The sequence below is a fragment of the Bacillus cereus genome (assembly GCF_025917685.1).
GTDB classification, from domain to species: domain Bacteria; phylum Bacillota; class Bacilli; order Bacillales; family Bacillaceae_G; genus Bacillus_A; species Bacillus_A cereus_AT.
In genome coordinates this window covers 1,613,126-1,637,616 of record NZ_CP089518.1, presented here as the reverse complement: position 1 = coordinate 1,637,616, position 24,491 = coordinate 1,613,126, and the positions used below count along the sequence as shown (strand labels likewise).

Sequence of the window (24,491 nt, the reverse complement as noted above, 5' to 3'; positions counted from 1 at the left end):
TTCAATAAAAATAAACTTTTGCAACATTTTTTATCCAAATAAAAGGATTTTATTTCTATATTCACGAATATATCTTACTATACGATATAAAAATAGGGGGATTTATCATTATGAAAGACATCAATCAATACTGGGAGAGCATTTATTATCACTTACGATATGAATATGAAGACAACCTTTCCCACCAAGCTATTCGTATTTTACAAATCGTTTCTCGTGAGAAAGATATAACAATTGGAAAAATTGCTTCTGAACTTGGTTTATCTCATAACACAGCGTCCGAACATGTAAAACGCCTTATTCAAAAAGGATTTATCATTAAAGAAAGAAACAAACAAGATGAAAGAGTTGTGAACCTTACATTAACGAAAGAAGGCATTGAAATATTAGAAAAGCATACTTTACTAGATAAAGAAAAGATAAAAATATTAGAACCACAGTTATCGAAAGAAGAACAACAATTAATTGAAAAAGCTTTTTCGTTATTAGCGCAGGAGGCAAAATATGCATTTCCTCGTTAAAGTAATCGTTTCGGCACTTATTATCGGCGTTATTACTGAAGTCGCTAAACATTATAGTACGATAGGCGGCTTTATTGCTGCCCTTCCTCTCGTAAGTTTACTGAGCCTATTTTGGATTTCTTTCGAAGGCGGGAATAAACAAGAATTGAGTCAATTTGCTTTAGGTGTATTATATGGATTTCCCGCATCCGCACTACTATTATTTATTGTTTATATCGGTTTAAAGAACTCCTTTTCACTTAGTACATCTATACTCTTCGGCATATGTGCCTGGTGTATCGTCTTTACTTGCCAAAAAGTATTTCAAGCTTAGGGGGAATTACTATTAATAGATCAGTAGAGATATTTGGACAAACTGTAGAAGTATATATGAAAGGTAGCAGTAAACAAACTGTAGTCATTCAAACAGGAATGGGATGCTCATTTTATGATTGGCTTCCTATTATAGAAAAGCTTTCACAAAAATTTACAGTCATTTCATATCATCGCCCAGGTTACGGAAAAAGTGAGCTAGGAACTAATCCACGTACAACAATGCAAGTCGTAAAAGAACTACATATGTTACTACATAAACTAGATATTTATGAGCCAATCATTTTAATCGGTCATTCCTATGGAGGTTTATGCGCACAACATTTTGCAATGTTACATGAAGATAGGCTGCAAGCACTTCTTTTAGTTGATTCTACTTCCATGAACTTACACCGATTAGATGAACTGCATTTACCGGTTTCTGATCAAACTGATTCTGATGATATGTGGCTACAAAAATATCATACCTACTCCAACATGGATGCAGAAGCACTTTATAATGAACTAAAATCTATGCTCGTCAATACAACAAAACAGCATATCAAATTTTCTACATCTCCTTCATTATATAAAGCGATAGCTTCTGAACTGTCCGAGTGGAAAAATTGTGCTCGCTCAATAAAAAAACAAAATAAAACATTAGAAATACCATTAATCGTTATCGGTAGAGATCCTCAATATTCTATTGCACAATTGATTGAGGGCGGTATGCCAAAAGAAGAAGCTACACAACTTGAAGATATGTGGCAAGAACTTATTCGTGAACAATTAAATCTCTCAATAAACAGCCAGTACATTTTGGCTGAAGATGCTGGTCACGGTATAGAAAATGATCGCCCAGATACTATCATTGAAGCCATTCACTCATTGTAAATAAAAAAAGGAAGCAACTAAAGCTGCTTCCTTACTTATCTATTCATAATCTTCTTCGTCATCATCAACTTCTTCATAATACGAACTCCCATTGCTTACATATATAGGACCATTCGCAACATCAATACGTAGTACCCATGCCCATGGCACAGCTAAACGTTTATGTATTGCTCTCCAAAAATTCATTGATTTTCTTTCGTACTCCTGGAACTCCTGAAGTAACTCTTTATAGGAGGAACCGTCTAACTGAATATTTGCTTCTAATAAACGAGAATGGGCATAGTACTGTAACTCTAGTTCAGCAGCAATCTCCATTTCTTCTTCCGTTGCCATACCTATAATTGCTCCATCTGCTGGTGCGATTTCATATACGTTGTGAACTTCAATAAGCCCTTCTTTCTCTTTCTCAAACATGTAAACAGCCTCCTTTAACCAATATTTTTTATGTTACAAAGTCATACTTCTACAATACTTTCTCTCTTTCCTCTTTTTTTGATAAACTTTTACAAAATGTTTATCCCGCATTAACGGACAGTAAGACTCTCACCTCAAACTTCGGCGAATACGAGGAAGTTAGGTGGGAGATCAACTGCCCGTAAAAGCCCGATTGGTTCAACTAATAATCAGTGGAGGATGAACCTCCCCACTGATTAAAGTTTCACTTTATCCGATGACCTGTTTTCTCCATTCTTTCAGCAGAAATGAAACGATTATTATCAAAAGTTAATTTATACACATCAGGCATATGAAGTGTTTTCCAAAACTGAAAATCATATTTCAAATCAAAATAATTCATTAGTAATACCATAATATTCCCATGAGTACCTATTACAATATTCTTACCTTTATATTTTCTTAATATACTTTGCATACATATTACAGCACGCCTTTGCGCTATATTACTTGATTCCCCGCCTTCGTATGAAAAAGTCCAGTCTTCCCACACTTTCTGAATAGCATCGTTAAAATCTGTTACTGGCTCTTTACTTAATAACCTCTCTCTTAAATCTTCTTCCAGTTGTATTGATAAATTATATGTATTCGCTATCCCTTGCACGGTTTGAATCGCCCTTTTGTACGGGCTAGAGATTACAATATCAATATGTTTATCTTTTAATAAACGTGTTACATTCTCTGCATCACAATACCCTTTATCAGATAAAGGCCGTTCCCGTTCTTCTTTTGTATATGTAGAGTGGGCATGGCGAACGAAATATATTGTCGTCATTTTTCAACTTCCTTTCTTATTTTCAATTTATATTCAATGAGGTAAATAAGAAATCCTGTATCATAAAAAGAAAAGGACACTTTCTAAAAAGCGCCCTTGTTTACATAATAAAATTATTTCATTATAATTTCCTTCTAAACTCTTCATTTGTTACAGCGTCTTGTATAAAATAATCTATATTATTTCTCAATTTTTGGTATGCAACTTGATCTTCTATATCGTTAAACATAATTACAACTTCTACCTTATTCCCCTTCTTATCTGTAGTATACAGACTTTTTGTCAATACGAATGCGGTAGAGCCACCTTTTTGCCCAGCAAATTCTAACTTACTATTATTAACTGTTCCTTTGAAAATATTCTCGATTTCTTCTTGCATTGATTTTGGAAAATAATTTCTACTATTTATCTTGTCCATTATACTCATATAATCTTTAGCGTTTGCACCCACTAATCGATCTGACCAAATCCGCTGAAATTCCATATCTACCTTTAATGGGATATCCCGTTTTTTCCATTCTTCTTCATCTTTCATCCATTCATGAATTTGTAACACATGTTTATTATATTCATCCTTTGACATGTTACGTATCATTTCTAACGATTGATTTTCTGGCTCATGAAGCTCTTTTTCTACATACCCTCTCATATATAGTGAAGCAGTATACGAAGAGAACTTGTCATGACTAGTAAGCTCTAACTCTTTTATACTTTCATTTACTCTTTCTATTCCAAGCTTATCTAACAAATATGTTGTATTTGCATTAGAACTATAATGAATCATCCCTTTAGCGACTTCTTCTAAAGCGATCTGTCCATTTTTCACTAATTCTCTCGCTTTGGCATCTTCTAACCAGTCTGGATGCGCTCCGCCATCAGTGTTTTTAACGTAATATTTTTCTAGCTCATGCAATGAAATTTGTTCATCTCGACTTATTTTTCCTTCTGACACTTGTTTAGCAAATTCAACAGCTATTACGATCTTTGCCGTACTCGCTAATGGCAATTTTACATTTTCATTTATAGATGTTAATACTTCCCCATTTTTTCTAATTAGTAATGAACATGTTTTATCATCTTTATGTTCTTTTATGTACTTTAATACATAATCAGGATCTTCTTTTGACAAATAGTACTTCATAATAACAAAGAAAGCTATAACGGCTACTATAATGACTCCTGCAACAATTCCTATAATCTTTAATATGTTCACAATATGCCCCCTCTAGAAATTCCCTTCTATATAATAATTATAGCGAATTGAATTACAAAATTAAACAAAACAGAGTAACTCTTCCTAAAATAGAAAGAGTTACTCTATTTCACATGATGTTATTTGTTCGTTTAACGTAACGATTATATTTGAGTCGTGACTTTCTTTAACGCTATTTAGTCGATTTGAATTAGGAGGATCAATTACAACTGACTCCTTAATTGGTCCTCCTAATTTTTCTGCACTTACACTGTATCGTATGAAAAACATGTATGTGCCTAATCATTCACATAACAAAAAAACATGCCTTCATGATGAGAGCATGTTTTGTGATATCCTTCACATTGTTTCGTTAAAAAATAAACGTTTACTTACCATGATGTAACATTAAATCACTTAATTCTTCTTCAATGTGATTTAATTTCGCAACGCATTCTTTCCATTTATGAATATAACGTGAAACCCCAACGAAAAATAAAACGATAATTGTAGAAAGAATAATACCATACACGATTGCTACAGTACTCATAGTTACACTTCCTTATAATTAGTAATGTTGTTATTAGTTATATTTTTATTATAAACCTTTTTCTTTTAAAATACTTCGATTTCAACTTTTTGTAACAAAATTGATTTTTCTAATATTTCGTTCATAAAAATGGCATATTTTTCACAAATTATACAAAACTTCACCATATGTACTATTACCATATGAGTTATATTGTTAAATAGGATAAAGTGAAATTTTAGTCAGTAAGGGGTATCTATCCCACACTGATTATTAGCCCGCACCAACCAGGCTTTTACGGACCGTTACTGTGGGATAAAGGGGATGAAATACTATGACAACTTGGTTTATTGTAATGTTAGTTGTATTTGGGGCATTTAAAATTATCGTTTCTAGCCTTCCTAACTCTGTTATTGAATCCATTATTAGCAAGTACGAAACACATCCACAACTTGAAGAAGAGAATGTGACTGTTACAATCAATGGAAATAACTTAGAAGGCGAAAAGAAATCCAAAATTATTCATGATTTTAACGAAGGTTTATTTTTAGACCGCTATTATGCACCACCACACAATGAGGGCACTCCTTTAATTATCAATGCAAAACGTGGCAAAAAAGATTTTATCTTTTATATTTATAGTCATGAAGAACATGTCGACGTTGTAAAGCAATATAAAAAGAAGGTAGTTGCTTATAGTTTACGCTCTAAAAACCTTCAAAATACTGATATATTCGTATCAGCTGATTTAGCTTAATACTCATATATTAGAAAAAGGAATCCATATGTCTACGGATTCCTTTTTTCCTATACATGTTAAGTCAATTCTACACATTCCATTGTAAGTGAATATACATTTTTATATCCTGCTATGCTAAGCTTTTTCTGTAATCGATCCGTATCCTCTTTCAAGGCGTGTACTAGCACCGTATGTTCTGGTAATAATTTATTTAACATCGCCTTAACATCACTTATACTTTGATGAACCTTATACGGAACTCGTCCCACTCTACATCCTATACCTACCTGCTCTTTCATAACCTTTTCTGCAAAACTCCCTTTAGCAGTATGTCCCGTAAAGATAATAGAATTTCGTTCTTCCTGCCGAAGTTGTTCATAATATAACTGCGCTCGTTTCGTTTGCATATTCGCATCACTCATTACAACTATTCCGCAACTATTTTGCATACAAATGTCATTATCCATAACTATTATGTTTTCTTTTAAACTTTCCATAATCCACTCAAGTTCTTCATTATTTTTTATCCAACCTTTGTATATGAACATCTCTTCAAATCCAACCAATATTTCTTTATCTACTATAATTGGAAGTTCTTTATATCTTTCATATAAATACAATACGATATCTTGCGCCCTACCTAGTGGGGGCAATGGTAGTAATGCTATCCCTTTATTTTGTGCAACTCGTTCAATTTCCGCACATAGTTCGTCTATCCGTTCATTTTGCGAAACATCATCAGTGTGATAAGCAGCATCTACGATTGCAATTTTTATATCGCGATACAATTTCTCAGGTAAATTAGCTCGTAGTATATTAGACTCTGCTGAATAATCACCAGAATAAAATACGTACGTATCACACATATCTACTAAAAACCAAACAGCTCCTAATACATGCCCACTATACCCCCATTGAAACCGCAATGTAGGAGTAACCTGTATCCATTCATTTGGATTACTCATCTCATCAATACATACATAATTTAAATCTTTAATATTTTGATCGTTATACGGTAAATTCCGCCCTTGTGTCAGATTGTAGTCTCTCCATTTCCCATAATAAGTTGGAAGTTGCTCCTTCGTATAACGAGTCGTCCAAATTTTTTTCTTATATCCATACTTCGCTAATAAAGGTAAACCCATCGTATGATCTTCATGAATATGTGATAAAAATACCGCATCTAAAAATGGAACAATTTCTCTCTCTATTTTTGGATAACTATCCACATATGATCGATTAATACCACAATCAAATAATATTTTTGTCTCCTTATTTTTTATAAAATAACAAGAGCGGCCGTATTCTCCTGCTCCTCCCCATACTTCCATCCTCATCATGCTACCCCTTTTCGTTTTTGCTCCATATGTTGCAGAAGTAATAAGCATATTGTTGTAAGTCCAACAGAAACAACGGCCATCGCCATTCCTATAGATACTTCCCCTTGTTCAAATTGAGCAAAAATAAACGTTGCTGACGTTTCTACTGATGGAGGTAGTACGAGAAGCGACGCTACTAACTCTCTTATCGAAATCGTAAATGTCATCGCCCACCCAGCAAGAATTCCTGGAATAATAAGAGGCAATATTATTTTTCTAAAAATATAAATATAATTCCCAGAAAAAATGCTTCCCGCCTGTATAAGAGAATCATCAATTTGTCCGAGCGAAGCTTTTACATACTGCACCGTATAAGGTAGAAAAAGAACCACATACGTTACGATAACCATGACAGGTGTATTGTAAATTGATATAGGCATATATGGTGAATTCCAAAATAAAATAAGCCCTACAACCATCACTATTCCTGGTACCATATTCGGTAACATACCGCACATATCAAGCCCTTTTTCAGAGGGATTTTTCCCCTTTCGAATCATAAGTGCTAAAAAGACTCCAATAATTACAGCAACAATCGCTGTTACGAGTGAAAACAGAAAACTGTTCCATAAAGCTTCTAGTCCTGGAGACCCAATTGTAAACAATGCCTCATAATGGCTTATTGTAAAGTTATTTACATGTAAGCCACCGCCTCTTAATTTTGATAACGACGCAATCAGTATAGAAAAGTATGGGATTCCAATTGATACTATTAATAAACCAATTACATAAACCCACGCTACAACACGTGTAACTATAGACAAAGTATACCTTTTAGATTTCACACCTTTTCCACTAACCATTGCATATGAATATTTTCGATTTAATACATTTTGCATATACCAAATGAGCATACACGCACTAAGTAATAAAGAAGACAATGCTGTTGCACTACTAAAATCAATCGGCCAACTCGAAATAAATTTATGAATTTCTGATGTTAGCACATGGAACCCTATTCTCCGCCCAAATGTAGCCGGCGTTCCAAATTCAGCAATCGTCTTTACGAAAATGAGTAAAGCACCCATTACATAACTTGATACTAATAACGGCAATATGATTTTTCTTAAACGATAGAAGAAGCTTCCGCCATGAACTGCTGCTGCTTCTTCTTTACTACTCCCAATCTGAAGTAACGTATTTTTCAACATGAAATAAAGGAATGGGAATAAATGCAGACTCATAATTAAAACCATACCTCCTAAACTAAAAAACGAAGATGAAATCGTCTTTAGCATCGGAAAAAACTGTTCGAAATAGCCGTTCGGTTGCATGAACAAAATCCAGCCCATTGACCCAATATACGGCGGCGTCATAAATGGAATCATAAAAACAATATCCAACTTACTATACTTTCCTACATCTGTTTTGCTCATAATGAACGCTAATGGAAATGCAAATATGGTAGCTCCTATTACTACAAGTACCCCGAGAAGCATCGAGTTTAGAAAAATCCCAGCTAATCCACCACTCTGCATCACTTCAAAAGGCTTTGAAAAATTCCAACTACTATTTTCATATACACTAGAAAGTAAAATGAGAAAAAGCGGAATGACGATTAACATCGCCACAAGTAACAACGCTACCGTCATTCCAACTTGTCTTACTGATACGAATCGATTTACCATGTAATCACCATCTTATTGAAATACTTTCTTAAACTGTTTTCCTATTTCATCCTGTTCTTTCTCAACTGTTTTCCAATCAATATTTAATACTGGAATCTCTTCCACATTTGGTCTATTTTCAGCTTTTATATCTGTTCTACCTGGCAATAAGTACGCTTTAGAAACTTGTTTTTGCACATCATCTGATAATAAATAATCAATAAACTCTTTTGCACCTGCTACATTTTTACTATCCTTCATAATGCCTGCCGCACGTGGACTAATGACTGTTCCGCTTTTTGGATATACGATATCCACAGGTTCACCCTTTGCTTTTGCACTGTACGTCATATAATCAACACCCGCAATTACCATATCTTTCGCACCTGTTACAACTGGATCTAACGCTTCTTGGTTTGCCCCCGCTACTGTAACTTCATTTTTCTTAAGCTGTTCAAATAACTTCCATCCATCTTGTCCATTCTTTTTCACGTATCCTGTTACAAAGTCTAAAGCCGAACCTGAAAGTGCTGGATCTGGAAGATTCACTTTGCCTTTCCATTCTCCTTTCGTTATATCGCTCCAATCTTCAGGCGCTGTCTTCACATTTTTTGTGTTGTACACAATTCCTAATGCTGAAGCACTATACCCGAAATAATGTCCTTTATCATCCGACCATTCTGGACGAAGCTTATCAGCTTGTTTCGCTTCTTTATAAGCTAACGTTTGACCATCTTTCTTTAATCCTTCCATCGCTGGTAAAGAAGCGAGTACGACAACGTCAACGACTGGATTTTTCTTTTCAGCTTCCATTCTCGCTAAAATCTTACCAGTTGTTCCTTGAAACATTTCCACCTTTATACCGCTTTTCTTTTCAAAGTCCTTTTGAATTTTTTCTGCTAACCCTTTTGGCCCTGCACTATATACAACAATTTTCTTTTCATTAGTATTTTTATTTTTTGCATCTACATTACCTGTCTTTGAGCTACAACCTACTACTACAGCAGAAAATAGTAAAGTGCATACAAATAAAGACTTAAGCGAACTGAATTTCTTCATACGATTCTCCCCCTATATGATGAATACATTTTTTGGGTACATGTAACGATACCGGTTTACCGACGCTTAGCTTACTGTTGTGATAAGCTGTCCATACACCTAATGTCCCCATATTTACTTTTACTTCATAACGTTCTCCTACATAAGTAACGTGCTGAATTTCACCTGTATACGTATCGCACACTTCATTTTTTGTCCAGTTCACGTGCTCTGGACGAATCATTTGTTTATTCTCTACAAGCCAATTTGCCTTACCAACAAATTTTGCAACAAATTCATGAGACGGTTTCACATAAATATCTTCTGGTGTTCCTTTTTGTAATACTTCTCCTTGCTTCATAACAATAATTTGATCTGACATTGACATAGCTTCTGTTTGATCGTGAGTTACATACAATGCCGTTAAACCAATGGAATGAACGATATCCATAAGTTCTAATCGCATTTCTTCTCGCAAAATTGCATCAAGTGCACTAAGCGGTTCATCGAACAAAATAAAATGAGGTTTTGTTACAATTGCTCTAGCAAATGCGACACGTTGCTGCTGTCCACCTGAGAGTTCATGCGGATACCTTTTCTCCATACCTTGCAAACGAACTTGCTTTATCGCATCTTCTACCTTTTCTCTTAATTGATTCGTTTGCTTTGTAGCCCTTAAACCAAATGCAACATTTTCAAATACAGTCATATGCGGCCATAAAGCAAAATCTTGAAATACCATACCGATATTCCGTTCATGAGGAGATGTTTTTATTTTCTTTGTCGAGGAATACATGCACTTATCTCCAAAATATATTTCACCTTTATCTGGTTCTTCAAGCCCTGCAATCATTCTAAGTAAAGTCGTTTTCCCGCATCCTGAAGGTCCTAAAAGTGTAGTGAATTCGCCTTTTTTCATTACAATCTGTAACGGCTTTAAAGCCTGCGTTTTTCCAAATGCCTTTTCTAATCCATGAATTTTAATATCCATCGTTTCACCTCTCTCCCCTCATTCTTAACCTGCTTTCATTCTATCTGGAAGATTTATACTGAATGTTAATGTACTGTAAAGATTAAATTAAAAAATCTCTAATAAACTATTTATTTCTATAGATTTTTTCTATAGTTAGAAGAAAAAGGGGTCAACTTATCATGAATCTCTTAAAATTAGAAATTGTAGTGCTTATTAAGAAATACAAAAAGCTTACGATTGTTGCAGAAAAACTTGGTGTTAAACAACCTACTATTACCTTTCATATAAAAAGCTTAGAAGAGGAACTCGGTGTGTCTTTATTTGAATTACGTTCTGGAAGATATTTCTTAACAGAGGCTGGAGAGGCATTGCATCATTATGCTTGTAAAATAGATGCACTTATGAAAGAAGCTAGGCGGGTCACACAAGAGTTTAAAGATTTTAATAAAGGCGCTATAACAATTGGTGCTAGTTATGTACCAGCGACTTATCTTTTACCAGAAGTTGTACACCAATTTCAATGCGAATTTCCCAATATAAAAATAACACTCATGGTAAAAACAGCTCCTGAAATTCGAACGATGCTACAAAATCATGAAATTGATCTCGGGATAATTTCTGCTGCACCATTTGATGAACCACTTTTAAAACAAACGAATATAATACCTGATACACTTGTCCTTGCTTTTTCCAAAGAACATCATTTTTCTAAAAAAGAAAATGTATCCTTACAAGATATCGAGAAGGAGCGTATACTATTGCATCGTAACCCATCTACAACCCGAGATTTACTTACACAATGGACGTTAGCACATAACATTACATTCCAATCTGAAATTGAATTAGATTCATTAGAAACGTTAAAACAAATTTTAAAATATGGTAATGGTGTCGCCTTTATTTCTAAACTTGCTATTGAACAAGAAGTACAGCGAAATGAGCTATGCTATATACCGATCCCTGATTTTGAATTTCAGCGTAATATTTATACCATTCATCATGAGGACAGGTGGGATTCTAAAATAATTTCTTTTTTACTACATAGCATTACTTCTTTTGCAGAAAAAAATTAAAAGGCTGTCGTTATACACGACAGCCTTTTAAACTATAACTCTATTTATTTTTCTTTTCCTCAATTTTTACTTGTGCCTCTTCAGCCTTATCTAATGCTTCTGAAACTTTCTTCTCTTTTTCTTTTACATCATCTATACTATCCACAGCTTTAATCAATTTATCGATTCCTTCTTCATCTATCTTTTTTCGTTTCGCTACTCTTTCATTTACTTTTTCTTCAACATCTTTTGCTTTTTGAAGCATATTTTCTGCATTTGATTTCACAGCTTTCTCAAGTGCATCGTCTTTTTTCTTTTGTAACACTTCATTTGCAATGTCTTTCGTTTCTAAATACTTACCGTCTTTTAATGCTGTCGCACCGTGATCCAATAACTGAGCGACTTCTTTATATGCCTTCGCTTCATTTCCTGATTTCTCTTTTTCCGCTTTTTCAAACCACATAATCGCATCACTATATTTTTCATTTTTCAATGATTGCATACCTGTTTCAATATACGTGTCATAATTGCTACATCCAGTCATTACGACTAACAGAAAAAGCATAACAAAACTTAATTTTTTCATGATGTTTTCTCCTTTTCTTTGCCTGCTCACTTTACTTTAACATACATGAAAAAGAGTTTCAAAAACTAAAATACTAATTTGGTCATTTTTATTTTATTAAAATTTTCTTTTAAGCTGACACATTTACTTTTCTTTTCGCCATATGCTGCTTTACTCCAACTAATACAACTAACAATAATCCTCCACCTATTGTCATCATAACAATGCTAGTAGGTAATATATCTAATAATAATCCATATACAATCATACCGAGCGGTGCGATTGCAGTAGCAATTGTTTCAAGTAGGCCGAACACACGCCCTAAATAGCTCGGATCTGTCGTCTTTTGCATATGTACTTGCATCGGAATATTTACAATCATAATTGATATACCAGTTAACATCATAAAAGCAATATAGTAAATAAAACTTGCTACTTTCGGAATGGTAACTAACAACGGGAAAACTGTACATAAACTCAAACCCGCAAATAAAAACAGTCCACTATAAATAGAACGAAACAGATTATTCACTTCTTTACGCACTGATAAAGCAATCGCACCCATTAACATCCCGACTGCTAACATTCCCTCTACAGTACCGAGTTGCTTTGAAGATAAATGCAATGTATGGACGATAATGTATGGAAGTGCAACTGTTAGCCCACACGCAAAAAAGTTTACCCACAATGCTATTTTCATTAAACCATATATTTCATGCTGTCGTTTTACATATGAAAAACCTTCTTTTATACTCGTCAAGAAATGCTCTTTACTCTCAGCCACTTCTTTTTTATATAAATCAAATACAATAAATAATTGCAAAATAACCGCTAAAAAGAACGTAATACTATTTAACAAAAAGAACGACTTAATTGAAAAGAAACCAAATACAACTCCACCAATAATCGGACCTAAAATATTTGATAAAGAAGCTGCCGTTTGATTTAAAGCACTCGCTTTTTGAATACGCCCCTCATCTACTAAACTCGGAATAGACGAAGTTAATGCAACAGAATAAAAACTTGCACAAATTGATAATAATGCTGCTGAAATATAAATAAAAAGAAGTGATGGTCCAAATATAGTAGCAAGAATAAACATAATAAGCATCGTTAAGCTACTTAATAAATCAGTGCCAATGACAAGCCATTTTCGATTAACACGGTCTGCTACAGCACCTGCAATCGGACCACAGATCATCCTTGGAAGTGATCCGCAAACGAGCGTAGTAGCGAACCCCATCCCTGAACCAGTTGTCTTTAATACGTATAACCCCATTGCGAACGTATAAATACCTGCCCCTAGCAAAGACGTCATCTTTCCAATCATCATTAAAATAATATTTCTCGTTGCAATCTTCATTTTTGAATCATTTGGAACTATACTTACATCCCCCATTATGACACTCTCCCCTCAAAAGTTAAATTGTGTTAAACTTATTATATAATTAACTTTCAAATTTTTACAACAAAAAGTTAAATTGTATTTAACTTTTTTAATTATAAAGGAGCAATAATATGGCAACTCTCGGAGAAAAAATTAAAGCATTACGAAAAGAAAAAAAACTTACACAAACAGCACTAGCAGGTTCCGAATTGACAAAAAGCATGCTTAGTCAAATTGAAAATGGAAAAGCTACACCTTCCATGAAAACATTACAATATATCGCTGAAAAACTTGGGTGCGAAACGAGTTTTTTACTAGAAGATGATGATGTAGAAATTGTAGAACTCATTCAACAAATGGATCAACTTATAAAGGCTAATAAATGTGATAAGGTGTATGAAACTTTACTTCCTATCGTTCAAAAGGAACTCCCTCCCACTTTAAATACTGCCCGATTATATAAACAATTTATTACTGGAGCAGCTATAATGAAAGATTACAGCATTGAGTCTTACGTTGAAAAAGCAACTTCTATTTTTGAAAAATATACTTTATACAGAGACAGTACTGAAACAAAATTAACATTTTCTTATACGTTATTCTCACGTAAAAAGTATGAGGAATGTTTGCAGCTTATTGCTCGTATTCGAGATGATTATGAAGCGAACCATTTAGAAATGGATCTTATTATACATATCAGATTGTGCTTAAAAGAAGCCATTATTTTACTCGCATGTGGCAAATATGAGGAATGTGAAAAAATCATATTAGAAGCATTAGCATTTTCAAAAAAACATCAAGTGTATTATAAAACAGATGAATTTTATCGCATATTATCTTATCAAAAAGTCATGACGGCTGATAAAGAACAGTATTTACATTACATTAAGAAATCTGAGCAATTCGCCATTTTTACAGAAGACACTTTATCCGTTGCGATCGTAGATATATTAAAAGCGTATTACTACAACACGATTACTAAAGAATATACAATTGCATTAGAACATGTAGAACAATTTCGAGAAAAACTAAAAGACGAACCGATTTTCCAAGAAGATGGGTTGTATTACCTCGAAACTGGAAAAGCTTTGTACGGATTAAAGAAATACGAGGAAGCTCTGGAAGCTTTTCAACGTGCTAAAATACCAGATTATATGATGCATCCACTTGATCAAGCATGGCTTACAACAGCAGGTGCATATCGTGCCCTTTGTTATGTAAAACTTAACGATAAGCAAAGAGCGCTTGAAGAAGCAATCGAAGCAGCTCAAAAAATACAACCTTATCCGGATTCCATCTTTTCATCATTTATTAAGGGAACATTACAAATAATACAAAAACTTTAAGAATGTCTCGAAATGGTATATTACCCCTCCTTTTTTGCAAAGATAATAATGATGGGAGGAATATAAATGAATATACAACGAGCAAAAGAGCTTTCTGAGTCCTCAGAAGAAGCTAATGTTAGTTTTCAAGGAATGCCTGTTATGATTCAACACGTTGATGAAAGCAACGAAACCGCCCGCATATATGATGCAACGAATCCAGAACGCGAATTAACAGTTCCAGTTAATAGCTTAGAGGAAATATAAGCAATGCCACTTCAATTTTCTGAGGTGGCATTTTTCTTCCTTTAGATTATTTACTATAAATTTCTTCTATCCTCTATTTTACATGGGATGAAAAAATAAGAATTTTCTACTTCTTTTCTTTTTGTGACCTGCTAAAATACAAACTATGGATTAATTATTCGCACTACACATTAAGGGGGAAAGACAATGAAATCTGATTTAGAAAAAAACAAACCTTATTATGCGGTTATATTCACTTCTAATTTATCAAATGATACAACAGATTATAGTACCGTTGCCGAAACAATGGAGGAACTTGCGAAACAGCAACCTGGATTTCTAGGTGTAGAAAGTGCACGAGATCATTCGGGACTCGGTATCACAATTTCTTATTGGGAATCACTTGAGGCAATTGAAAATTGGAAACAGAACGCCTTACATAAAGAAGCGAAAAAAAGAGGCCGTGAGCAATGGTATGAAAACTTCCACTTGCGCATATGCCTTGTTGAGAAAGAATTTAAGTTTCATAGAGGTAGATTGTAACGATGAAGAAAAAATTAGCTCTCATTGCTGTTCATGAAATATATGGTGTGAACGACCATATGCATCACGTCATTGATCACTTCACTTCATCTCATATAGATGTATTCTGTCCTAATCTTCTACAATTACAACAGCCATTTCATTATAATAATGAAGAAAAAGCATACCAATATTTTATGTATCACATTGGCTTTGATGGTGGAAAAAAGCAAATTGAGGGACTCATTCATAGCCTTTGCAATCGTTACACACATATTGGACTTATCGGCTTTAGCGTTGGAGCTACCATCTCATGGCTATGTAGTAACAATCCAAAACTAGATTTTATTATTGGATGTTACGGTTCTCGTATACGCGATTATGTTCACATGAAACCTGCATGTGCTACATTACTGATTTTTCCTGAAAAAGAAATTAGTTTTTCAGTATCCTCCTTAACGAAAACATTACAGCAACAAGATAATCCTTTATTAGAAATAAAACAAATACAAGGTGAGCATGGATTTTTAAATCCATACACTGAAAAATATAACGAACACTCTACAAAACAAGTATACAATTTAATAGACTCATTTCTTATGAAACCACTCTTATAAAGGAGGTTCAAATGCCCCTTACATTACTCTTACTTATTTTCATAATCATTGCCTTTATATCAGCGCTAACTCTCATTTTTATAACAGTTAAAAATGAGAAATTTTTAAAACGCCCCTATTCACAATCCATTATCGTTTGTATTTTATTTTTGACAAATTGGATACTATATGTAACAACTTTTTATTCGTTACTCCCCAAGAAAATGAGTGAGTTCATATTTTTACCCATTTGGTTTTTCCTTTGCATTTTAGGATTTATCGTCTTCTGGCGCGAATGGAGAAATAATCGTGTGTTCTCGATATGTATCGGTTTTCTTTCTTTTATTAGTTTTCTATTCGGGGCGTTGCTGTTAGTTCTTTCAGGAATGTAAAAGAAAAGGAAGAAAAGCACGATATCAACTTTTCTTCCTTCTATTTTTACCTTTAGATTTCACTGTCACTGATTCACAAGGTGTATAATAAATTTGAGGTGTCGCCTTATCAACAAACATCATAAACGTAATGAAGCCGATAATAAAGAAAATAAATAACGTTAACAAAATTGCTCCTATCGTTAAAAGTATCATAACACCACCCCTATATCTTTTTTGTTATTACACCTTTCGCTATTATGCGAGCCGAATCCTTTCTAGAAAAAGAAACGTAACAAAATAATCACAATCACTCCAGTTAATACGGTGCCTAATAGACTACGAGTATAGATTGCGACAAGAAATGTTGGAATTGCCGCGATAAGATAATCCCACTGCATCGTCTCATGCATAAATAATACTTGTGCTAAAAGTGCTGCTAATATCGCAATTGGTATGTAATTTAACCATTTTAAACCCCAGTCTGGAATTTGTAGTTTACTAAATACGAGAAGAGGCAAAATACGCGGCACTAGTGTGACAGCTCCTGCCGCTAGTAATAGTAATAATACATCTAATCTCATTTCCATTTTTCAATCAGCACTCCAATCGTCGCAGCTAGTAGTGTTGCAATAATAACCGCTATACTATCTGGCATAAATAAGTGTGAAACGTATGCGATAATAATCGCTACAATTGCTACACTTAAATGAATTGCTAGTTTCGGTTTACTACTTATTAGCTGAAGTACAAATAATCCGATGAACATCGCTGGTAATGCATAATCCATCCCGTACGTATGCGGATCTGGTATCCACTCACCAAACAGCCCGCCAATAATAGTAGCAAGAATCCAATTTAAATACGCTGTTACATTAAGCCCGATCATCCATCTTTCGCCTACATATCCTTTTTGCACTGCGTGCTGCACTGCAACGCCGAACGTTTCATCTGTAATTTGAGAACCGATCATTACATTTTTTAATAGAGGAAGTTTCGCAAAGTATGGTGCAAGGGCAGCACTCATTAAAAGGTGGCGTAAATTAACAAAAAAAACGGTGAAAATGATTGCTGAAGCAGGGGCACCGGCTGCATACATACCAGCTAATATAAATTGGGCAGAACCTGCATAAATTAAAGTGGACATAAACGCAATTTCAATGATGGAGAAACCTGCTGTTTTTGCAATTACACCAGCTGCTATACCGATGCTTAAATAACCAAATACAGTTGGTAAACAATCTTTTACTCCTTGCTGAAATGTATCATCGCTCTGCAAAGCTACATGTGCCTGAGCTTTACTCATCCTTATCATCCTCCATTCCTTCCATCGTTCGTTTTCCTGTTACGACATGAACTAAATCTATATTTTCACGCCATAACGTATCTAACTTATCAGCTCCAAATTCCTTCGTGATTTCTTCGACCATAATATCGTGCCGCACATACTCTGTAGCAACGAGAACTAAAGCTGGGTCATACGTTGTAACGGCCCATGAAGTGCTATCATTTGAGAAGTTGGCTATTAATACTTCCTCTCCATCACGAGCAATAACAGTTAAATGACCACCCATTCTCTTTTCAACAACGTGGGGCGTCATATAGTTATGGTGAAACGTCGCGCCTATTTTTGTATCCGGAGCACCAAATAAGATTGAAAATATATGTACACCTTCCTTTTCCTTTTGATGAATATATGGCTCAATTTCATGCACTTGTTCTTCCCATACAGAAATCCATAACTCTTCCTTTGCCCTATTAATTATATTGCATATTTCTTTTACAACACGATCATTTGAGCGAATATGCGAAATTACATCTATTTGTCGCTCTTGTTCTAAACAATTTAATTTCTCATCTAAAAATTCAAAGGACTTCTCAAAGTCTTTTCGCATTCGATTCATTAATTCGGTAGCTGGTACCGGTACATATTTCACTGGTTCTGACGGAACGATATGCACCGCTCCTTTATCCATCAATTTACCGAGCACTTCATAAATCATAGAACGAGGTACTCCTGTCTGTTTACTCACTTCATACCCAGTTACTGGAGAATGTTTTAATAGTCCAATATACGCTTTACATTCGTACTGGGAAAAACCTAACTTTTGTAATTCCTTTATAATTTCATCCATCAGTACCCCTCACAATCTATATAACTCTCATTTCAAAACGATGCATGTATGTTAGTAGTTATTAGTATACCTACTAATATAAAAAAACAGACCTATAAAGTCAATTGATAATTCTGAAATTTAATCCCAAAAATAAAAAGCCTTCTTATGAAAGGCTTTTTGTACGTAACACTCCTGTTATTTTAACTGCAATGTTTTTGAGGTATGTCCCTCTAAATGCTCCCGTAAAGTAGAACCTGTATACTCTTCCCTAAATACACCGGCCTTCACAAATAAAGGAATGACCCTACTTAAGAATAGATCCAATGACTTTGGAGGTCCTCCTGGAATAGCAATAAATCCATCTAACGCTCCTGCCTCAAACCTATCCATAATTTGCTGGAATACGTCTTGTGGTGTACCAATCGCAACCCAATGAGCGGAGCCAACAACTTCTGGTCGTTCTAGTATTTGTTCAAGGGTTGGTTCATTTTTAATGATGAAGTTCCGTAATAATTCGGCATGTGTTTTACTGCGAACGGTTTGATCCCGACTTGACAGCATCTCTTCCGTAATCTTATTTTCTAGCGGAATCCCTCTAGTGTCTAGTCCGAGTACCATTTCAAGTAAAGCAAATCTCTTCTCGATTGTGAGATGTTGATGAGCTTGCCTATGCATCTCTAGCGCTTCTTCATATGTATCACCTATAAAGAAATATAATCCAGGTAATACACGTATATCATCTTGCTTTCGCCCATGCTGCTTTGCTCTTCTTCTTAAATCTTGACGCAGTTCCATTCCTGACTCCACATCTGGCGTTGCAGCAAAAATTGCATCCGCAACAGAAGCAGCGAAATTCCGGCCAGACTCTGAAGCACCCGCTTGAAATAATGGCATTTCTCCAGAAATGTGCTGCGGTATATTAAGTGGACCTTTCACCTCAAAATGCTCACCACGATGCTCAATAGGCTTTACCATCTCTCTAATTACATCTGCGTTATCTTCTTTCAAAACCTCATAAGGATGACTCCTCCAAAGTTTTCTTACTAACTCTGTACATTCTGCCGCTTTCGCGTATCGTTCCTCAGATGGTGGCATCCCTGCCTCACCAAAGTTTTCAGCACCGTCAATTGATGTGACAATGTTCCATCCTACTCGGCCATTGCTAATCCAATTTAAAGATTGTAGTTGCCTCGCTAGTATGTATGGTGGATAAAATGATGTTGAAGCTGTCGTAACAACTCCAATTTTTTCTGTTGCATACGCAATAGCAGTAAATAATAATGTTGGATCTAAAATTACATTCCCCTTATTACGAGCAATTAAATCTGGATGCGCCACTAAATAGTCGGCTTTAAAAACAAAATCTAACTTCGATTTTTCTGCTTGTTTCGCTAACTCTACTTGTTCATCAATTCCCGAATTAAACTCACTCTCTTGCTCTTTCTTTCTAGAAATTAAACATAATCCAATGCAAAGTTGTTTTTTTGTAGACATATACACACCATCCCCTTGTTTTTAATTCACTTAGTTAAACAAATGTTGCTGTCATTATGAAATTCCATTCTTGTGAAAATAGATAAAATGATATTGATAATCATTATCATTTTATGATGTAACTGTAATAAAAGCAATAATAAAAAAGGACTTCCGTTAACGGAAGTCTCCTATTTCAATATTTCATTTGCTTCTTTTTCATAAATTTTATCAAATGAAGTCATAACACGCTGCGATGCTTGAATCATCTTTTGACTCGTCATAAGATTTGCCATCTCTTTCGTCATATCTACATTTGAATTTTCTAGCATATGATTTTTTACTGCCCCTGTTCCGTTCGGTAAATCAGCAATGTTTCCTTCTGCTAGTGTAAAGCTTTTATTCTCTCTTTGCATTAGACGTGCATTCGCTTCTGCATCTACTGTTTTTGTTTGCAACTGTGCAATTACTATTCTCTTAATATCTGGTTTTTGCAAAGTTCCATCGTTAACTTCTCTATAGATTTCTCCATTATTAGATACGAAGAAATCAACATTTTCAGGAATACGAATACGTTCATTATTTACATCCATAACATAAGCACCTGAAGATGTTTGTAAATAACGATCACTATTCACTGTAAAACTACCATCTCTCGTTAAAAACGTTTCATCGTTTTTAGATGTAACGAAAAATGATGTTGTACCGGCTGTACCGTCATCTAAAAAGAAATCTGTAGCACTATTTGTCATTTGTATATTTCCTTGTACTAAGTTCACATGCGTTGCGGCTGGTACTACAGCGTAATCGACCGAACCGATATTTGTCACAGCTCCATCACCACGGCGATATGTGTCTTGTACATCAAATACTTTAGAAGTCATATTTTCTGCTTTAAATCCTGTCGTTTGAGCATTTGCAACGTTATTCGAATGAACATTAATGCGCTGCATGTAATTCATCATACCCATAGAACCTATATAAAGACCGTTCATACTCGTTTGAATAAGGCAGTTGCCTTATCCTTCACCTCTTTTCTATGATGTTTGCAACATTTGTTTCGCTAAATGTTCAGCTGTAGCGATATGTATATGTTGCTTCACGTCTTGTCCGTCTGTCATTAATACAATTGGAGCTGATGATACTGCTGGAATTTTCAACAATTCACCACTACTTGCTGTTTCATCAAATTTCGTAAATACGATACCATCAATATGAATAGCTTTAAAGTTCGTAATGATTTCAATCATGTCTTTACTTTTCATCGAAGCTGATAACGTTAAGCAAATATAGTCTGGCTCTACTTGTCCCATCGTCTCAATCATTTCTTCAACCGTTTCTGACGTACGATAGTTTTTCCCAGCTGTATCCATTAATATATAATCGACGCGCGCTTCTTCTTTAAAATAAGTGAGCGCCCTTGTCATTGCGGATTCATCTCGCACAGCAATTACTTCTGATCCAGTTGTTTTTACGTAATCCTGTAATTGCTGCACTGTTCCAATGCGAGAGTGGTCCGTCGTAATAAAACCGACCGTTTTTTTCTTACCGTGAAACTGCCATGCCATTTTCGCAAGTGTAGTCGTCTTCCCAACGCCAGTTGGACCGATTAATGCAATTGTTTGCACTTCTTTTTCAAATACGTTTTCCGTATTGAAATGAGACCTCATATCTTCCAATATATATCCGATCACTTCTTCTTCTGTAATCATCGTCGCATTCTCAAACTTCACTTTTAACTTTTCAGCATATGCATGAATGAAGTATTGTTCTACATCGTTTTGCTCTAGCATGCGAATTACCTTTTGAATAATAAACGGTACAGATTCTTGCTTTTCTTTTTTTACAACCACTTCTTCTTTCTTGACGGGAACGACTTTTTTCACAACTTTTTGCTTTTTCGTTACTTTCGCTTCTTCCGTCTGTTTCACAACGACGATACCTTTTTCAAACAACTTTAATAGTTTCTCTTTCTTGCCCATTCTTCACTATTTCCTGTTTGCATCGCCGCGTATGACATAGAAGTTGTTACGTTTTCTAAATTGTGCAAGACCGATTGAATTCCATTTACCTTCACTATTTCTTCAGAAGATTCATTTACAACATCCATTAATTGGTCATGAAACTCGGCTATGCCTTTTTTACTTTCTTCCTTTTTATCTTCAGGAAAAGCGACTAGCATTTCATAATTCTTCTTCCAGAAAAACGGGATGTTTCGTTTTACACTTTCATCGACAACGTAATAATAATCTGTACCATATTGGTCAAATAACTTTCGATACAATTCATTTTTCGAAGCTGCTTTTATTCGCATTAACGCTTCTTTCTTTTCTGTACTTTCCATTACTTCACCTCCTACTATTCAATATAGGCAATTTGATCTACAACAATTTCCGGTGCTAATTCGCTAATACAAAGTACTTGCGCTTCTACTTGATAACGCTCAAGAAGTCTTACAATCGCAAATCTGAAATCTTTTCTACGCGTTAATAATACTGGTTCTCTTCCCATTAAACGAGCTTGTTTAAAGACACGCTGTACTTGTTCAACAACACGTGTTTCTAAATCTAAATCCCAGTTTAATAAGTAACCTTGGTATGAATTATTTACAACATCCGCATCTAACTCTATTGAATCTGAGAAGAGCGCCGCATAAATTTTACCGTCAGGATTTTTTGCATTTTCACAGATCACTTTTGAAATACATTCACGGACGAATGACGTTACACCGTCTACATGATTTTGATAAATTTCTTTTCCGTCAATAATACCTTCGATAATAGTTGGTAAATCACGAATAGAAATACCTTCTTTTAGCAGTTGTTTAATAACATTTTGAACGAGTGATAAGTCAATTTCCTTCTTCTTAATCTCTTCTAATAAAACGCCGTTATCATTTTCAAGCGAGTTAATTAAATCTTTTACATGTTGACGCTGAATTAACTCATGAAGATTACGTCTAACGACAACATCTAAATGCGTAATTAATATACTAAGCGGCTCTAATACTTGATAGCCTTTCATTTGTGCATCTTGTACCATATGCTCTAAAATCCAATATCCATCTTCACCGAAAATCGGATCTTTCGCTGGTTCTGCATCTAAATCGGCCATTACGTTCGGTGTTTTCAGTGCTAATAAATAACCTGATTTTAAAACACCTTCAGCTGCCTTCGCACCTTTAATACGAATAATGTAACGTCCACGTGGTCTAAAACTCGTATTATCTTTAAAGTTAATGCCAGGAACGTTAATACCAAGGTCAGTAATAATCGACTTCCTCATAAGAACAACTTTATCACGAGCTGTTTCCCCGTTAATTTTCTGCTTTACAAGTGCTGCTAAATCTAAACCGAGTTCTACAATAATTGGATATTTATCTGTAAATACTCCAAATGAATCTTCCACTTGTTGCAGTTGCTCATCCTCGCCTTGAATCATTTCTAATTCTTTTTGAAGCTCGTCTTCTTTTTCTTTCTTTATTCGGTTTTTATTGCGAATTCCTAAGAAGATAATTGTTCCACCAACGAGTGCGAATGGTAGAAATGGTAGCGGAGTAAAAATACCCATTGCTATAAATAAACCACCAAGCGCATATACAACGACTTCATGTGCTAATAACTCTTTAAAGATTCCTTCTGTTACTGTATCCGGTGAACCGTCAAATACACGTGTTACGATAATACCGGTTGAAATTGCAAGCATTAACGAACCAATTTGGTTTACGATTCCGTCACCGACAGTTAACTGTGTATAATGAATAGCTGCTTCAGCAAAACTCATTCCTTGCTGCATCATACCGACAATTAAACCGAAAATAATGTTTACGAATAAAATAACGATCCCGAAAATAACGTCCCCTTTAATGAACTTCCCTGCACCATCCATCGCCCCGTAAAACTCTGTTTCCATATTTAATTTTTTTCGTTTTGCTTGTGCATCTTTCTCAGTAATAATGCGCTGGTTTAAATCAGCATCGATAGACATTTGTTTCCCTGGTAAAGAATCCAGTGTAAAACGTGCTGCAACTTCAGCTGTACGAGATGCACCGTTTGCAACGATAAACTGGAATATGATTAATACTGTAAAAATAACGATACCAATTAATAAGTTCCCGCCAATTACGAACTGGCCGAACTCTTCAATAACATGACCGGCATTTCCGTCTGTCAAAATCGCTCGCGTCGTCGATACGTTAATCGATACGCGGAAAATTCCGATTAATAACAACATCGTTGGAAATGACTTTAATTCATCCCACTCGTTAATACTTGTCGCTCGCATATAAATAAGCACTGACATACTTAGTAGAAAAACGATAATAATATCAAGTATAAATGGTGGAAGTGGAATTAAGAGCGCCACTACGAATGACGCTGCTAAAAAGATAGAAAAATAAGTTCTTGCAGAATCTATCTTAAACAAAGAGATCTCCTCCAAACGCGC

28 protein-coding genes and 2 pseudogenes are annotated in these 24,491 nt (G+C 34.9%); 10 read left to right on the top strand and 20 right to left on the bottom strand.

Annotated elements, in window-relative coordinates; genetic code table 11:
• The first annotated feature begins 110 nt into the window (after positions 1–110).
• The 3 genes from LUS72_RS08585 to LUS72_RS08575 are packed head-to-tail and all read left to right on the top strand — an operon-like array spanning position 111 to position 1,706.
• The gene (locus LUS72_RS08585) at positions 111–521 is read left to right on the top strand and encodes a MarR family winged helix-turn-helix transcriptional regulator (protein WP_097831593.1); all 411 of its coding nucleotides are present in this window, start codon (positions 111–113) and stop codon (positions 519–521) included.
• Positions 505–834: a DUF3147 family protein gene (locus LUS72_RS08580; RefSeq protein ID WP_097831594.1), complete on the top strand. Its 330-nt coding sequence runs from the start codon at positions 505–507 to the stop codon at positions 832–834. Before LUS72_RS08585 ends, LUS72_RS08580 begins: the two co-directional genes overlap by 17 nt.
• Entirely contained in the window at positions 786–1,706 is a 921-nt protein-coding gene (locus LUS72_RS08575; RefSeq protein WP_141533458.1) for an alpha/beta fold hydrolase, read from the top strand. The genes LUS72_RS08580 and LUS72_RS08575 overlap by 49 nt, the downstream gene beginning before the upstream one ends.
• Before the next feature lie 39 nt (positions 1,707–1,745).
• Here the strand turns inward: LUS72_RS08575 and LUS72_RS08570 are convergent, their stop codons facing one another.
• The 6 genes and pseudogenes from LUS72_RS08570 to LUS72_RS08545 form a co-directional block, all read right to left on the bottom strand.
• Positions 1,746–2,120, bottom strand: coding sequence for a hypothetical protein (locus LUS72_RS08570; protein WP_000461761.1), 375 nt, complete (start codon positions 2,118–2,120; stop codon positions 1,746–1,748).
• Positions 2,121–2,364: 244 nt separating this feature from the next.
• On the bottom strand, positions 2,365–2,934 hold the full coding sequence (locus LUS72_RS08565; protein ID WP_097831595.1) for a histidine phosphatase family protein: 570 nt from the start codon (positions 2,932–2,934) through the stop codon (positions 2,365–2,367).
• Positions 2,935–3,055: 121 nt separating this feature from the next.
• Positions 3,056–4,147 (bottom strand): serine hydrolase, encoded by a 1,092-nt coding sequence (locus LUS72_RS08560; protein ID WP_098361695.1) that lies wholly within the window; start codon positions 4,145–4,147, stop codon positions 3,056–3,058.
• A gap of 99 nt (positions 4,148–4,246) precedes the next feature.
• Positions 4,247–4,405: pseudogene (locus LUS72_RS08555) on the bottom strand (cupin domain-containing protein); the annotation flags it as partial.
• A gap of 109 nt (positions 4,406–4,514) precedes the next feature.
• Positions 4,515–4,676 carry a hypothetical protein gene (locus LUS72_RS08550; protein ID WP_016088490.1) on the bottom strand — a complete coding sequence of 54 codons (162 nt, stop codon included), beginning with the start codon at positions 4,674–4,676 and terminating at the stop codon, positions 4,515–4,517.
• Between the two features lie 65 nt (positions 4,677–4,741).
• A complete protein-coding gene (locus tag LUS72_RS08545) occupies positions 4,742–4,858 on the bottom strand; it encodes a hypothetical protein (protein WP_002018064.1) in 117 nt (38 codons plus the stop codon).
• A 131-nt stretch (positions 4,859–4,989) separates the two neighbouring features.
• On the opposite strand from LUS72_RS08545, the gene LUS72_RS08540 reads away from it, so the two are divergent.
• Positions 4,990–5,412 carry a YfmQ family protein gene (locus tag LUS72_RS08540; protein WP_097831597.1) on the top strand — a complete coding sequence of 141 codons (423 nt, stop codon included), beginning with the start codon at positions 4,990–4,992 and terminating at the stop codon, positions 5,410–5,412.
• Positions 5,413–5,471: 59 nt separating this feature from the next.
• Here LUS72_RS08540 and LUS72_RS08535 read toward each other — a convergent pair whose 3' ends face one another.
• The 4 genes from LUS72_RS08535 to LUS72_RS08520 are packed head-to-tail and all read right to left on the bottom strand — an operon-like array spanning position 5,472 to position 10,409.
• Positions 5,472–6,734: an MBL fold metallo-hydrolase gene (locus LUS72_RS08535; RefSeq protein ID WP_141533351.1), complete on the bottom strand. Its 1,263-nt coding sequence runs from the start codon at positions 6,732–6,734 to the stop codon at positions 5,472–5,474.
• Positions 6,731–8,401 carry an ABC transporter permease gene (locus LUS72_RS08530; protein WP_097831599.1) on the bottom strand — a complete coding sequence of 557 codons (1,671 nt, stop codon included), beginning with the start codon at positions 8,399–8,401 and terminating at the stop codon, positions 6,731–6,733. The genes LUS72_RS08535 and LUS72_RS08530 overlap by 4 nt, the downstream gene beginning before the upstream one ends.
• Positions 8,402–8,413: 12 nt before the next feature.
• Entirely contained in the window at positions 8,414–9,439 is a 1,026-nt protein-coding gene (locus LUS72_RS08525; protein ID WP_097831600.1) for an ABC transporter substrate-binding protein, read from the bottom strand.
• The gene (locus LUS72_RS08520; protein WP_097831601.1) at positions 9,417–10,409 is read right to left on the bottom strand and encodes an ABC transporter ATP-binding protein; all 993 of its coding nucleotides are present in this window, start codon (positions 10,407–10,409) and stop codon (positions 9,417–9,419) included. The genes LUS72_RS08525 and LUS72_RS08520 overlap by 23 nt, the downstream gene beginning before the upstream one ends.
• Positions 10,410–10,570: 161 nt before the next feature.
• On the opposite strand from LUS72_RS08520, the gene LUS72_RS08515 reads away from it, so the two are divergent.
• Complete coding sequence (locus LUS72_RS08515; protein ID WP_097831602.1) at positions 10,571–11,464, top strand: LysR family transcriptional regulator; 894 nt, start codon at positions 10,571–10,573, stop codon at positions 11,462–11,464.
• Positions 11,465–11,504: 40 nt separating this feature from the next.
• On the opposite strand, the gene LUS72_RS08510 is transcribed toward LUS72_RS08515, so the two are convergent.
• Both LUS72_RS08510 and LUS72_RS08505 read right to left on the bottom strand, forming a co-directional pair.
• Positions 11,505–12,029, bottom strand: coding sequence for a COG3014 family protein (locus LUS72_RS08510; protein ID WP_097831603.1), 525 nt, complete (start codon positions 12,027–12,029; stop codon positions 11,505–11,507).
• Positions 12,030–12,138: 109 nt separating this feature from the next.
• Positions 12,139–13,407: an MFS transporter gene (locus LUS72_RS08505; protein WP_097831604.1), complete on the bottom strand. Its 1,269-nt coding sequence runs from the start codon at positions 13,405–13,407 to the stop codon at positions 12,139–12,141.
• Positions 13,408–13,526: 119 nt separating this feature from the next.
• Here LUS72_RS08505 and LUS72_RS08500 point away from each other — a divergent pair, with 119 nt between their 5' ends.
• From LUS72_RS08500 to LUS72_RS08480, 5 genes are all read left to right on the top strand, one after another.
• The gene (locus LUS72_RS08500; protein ID WP_097831605.1) at positions 13,527–14,741 is read left to right on the top strand and encodes a helix-turn-helix domain-containing protein; all 1,215 of its coding nucleotides are present in this window, start codon (positions 13,527–13,529) and stop codon (positions 14,739–14,741) included.
• 66 nt (positions 14,742–14,807) lie between these two features.
• Positions 14,808–14,987: an H-type small acid-soluble spore protein gene (locus tag LUS72_RS08495; RefSeq protein ID WP_097831606.1), complete on the top strand. Its 180-nt coding sequence runs from the start codon at positions 14,808–14,810 to the stop codon at positions 14,985–14,987.
• 186 nt (positions 14,988–15,173) lie between these two features.
• Complete coding sequence (locus LUS72_RS08490) at positions 15,174–15,509, top strand: antibiotic biosynthesis monooxygenase family protein (RefSeq protein ID WP_097831607.1); 336 nt, start codon at positions 15,174–15,176, stop codon at positions 15,507–15,509.
• A gap of 2 nt (positions 15,510–15,511) precedes the next feature.
• Complete coding sequence (locus LUS72_RS08485; protein WP_097831608.1) at positions 15,512–16,105, top strand: dienelactone hydrolase family protein; 594 nt, start codon at positions 15,512–15,514, stop codon at positions 16,103–16,105.
• Positions 16,106–16,116: 11 nt separating this feature from the next.
• The gene (locus LUS72_RS08480; protein WP_097831609.1) at positions 16,117–16,476 is read left to right on the top strand and encodes a hypothetical protein; all 360 of its coding nucleotides are present in this window, start codon (positions 16,117–16,119) and stop codon (positions 16,474–16,476) included.
• 24 nt (positions 16,477–16,500) lie between these two features.
• Here the strand turns inward: LUS72_RS08480 and LUS72_RS08475 are convergent, their stop codons facing one another.
• From LUS72_RS08475 to flhA, 8 genes and pseudogenes are all read right to left on the bottom strand, one after another.
• On the bottom strand, positions 16,501–16,671 hold the full coding sequence (locus tag LUS72_RS08475; RefSeq protein ID WP_000602235.1) for a DUF3951 domain-containing protein: 171 nt from the start codon (positions 16,669–16,671) through the stop codon (positions 16,501–16,503).
• 62 nt (positions 16,672–16,733) lie between these two features.
• Positions 16,734–17,045 carry an AzlD domain-containing protein gene (locus LUS72_RS08470; protein ID WP_000425942.1) on the bottom strand — a complete coding sequence of 104 codons (312 nt, stop codon included), beginning with the start codon at positions 17,043–17,045 and terminating at the stop codon, positions 16,734–16,736.
• Complete coding sequence (locus LUS72_RS08465) at positions 17,036–17,761, bottom strand: AzlC family ABC transporter permease (RefSeq protein WP_097831610.1); 726 nt, start codon at positions 17,759–17,761, stop codon at positions 17,036–17,038. Before LUS72_RS08465 ends, LUS72_RS08470 begins: the two co-directional genes overlap by 10 nt.
• A complete protein-coding gene (locus LUS72_RS08460) occupies positions 17,754–18,590 on the bottom strand; it encodes a TrmB family transcriptional regulator (protein WP_097831611.1) in 837 nt (278 codons plus the stop codon). The genes LUS72_RS08465 and LUS72_RS08460 overlap by 8 nt, the downstream gene beginning before the upstream one ends.
• A 177-nt stretch (positions 18,591–18,767) precedes the next feature.
• Positions 18,768–20,066, bottom strand: a complete 1,299-nt coding sequence (locus tag LUS72_RS08455; protein ID WP_097831612.1) for an NtaA/DmoA family FMN-dependent monooxygenase — start codon at positions 20,064–20,066, stop codon at positions 18,768–18,770.
• 170 nt (positions 20,067–20,236) lie between these two features.
• Positions 20,237–21,040 (bottom strand): flagellar basal-body rod protein FlgG, encoded by an 804-nt coding sequence (locus LUS72_RS08450; RefSeq protein ID WP_097831613.1) that lies wholly within the window; start codon positions 21,038–21,040, stop codon positions 20,237–20,239.
• Between the two features lie 42 nt (positions 21,041–21,082).
• Positions 21,083–22,389, bottom strand: a pseudogene (locus LUS72_RS08445) (ATP-binding cassette domain-containing protein).
• Positions 22,390–22,403: 14 nt separating this feature from the next.
• Positions 22,404–24,470, bottom strand: a complete 2,067-nt coding sequence (gene flhA / locus LUS72_RS08440; protein WP_264448803.1) for a flagellar biosynthesis protein FlhA — start codon at positions 24,468–24,470, stop codon at positions 22,404–22,406.
• Positions 24,471–24,491: the final 21 nt, after the last annotated feature.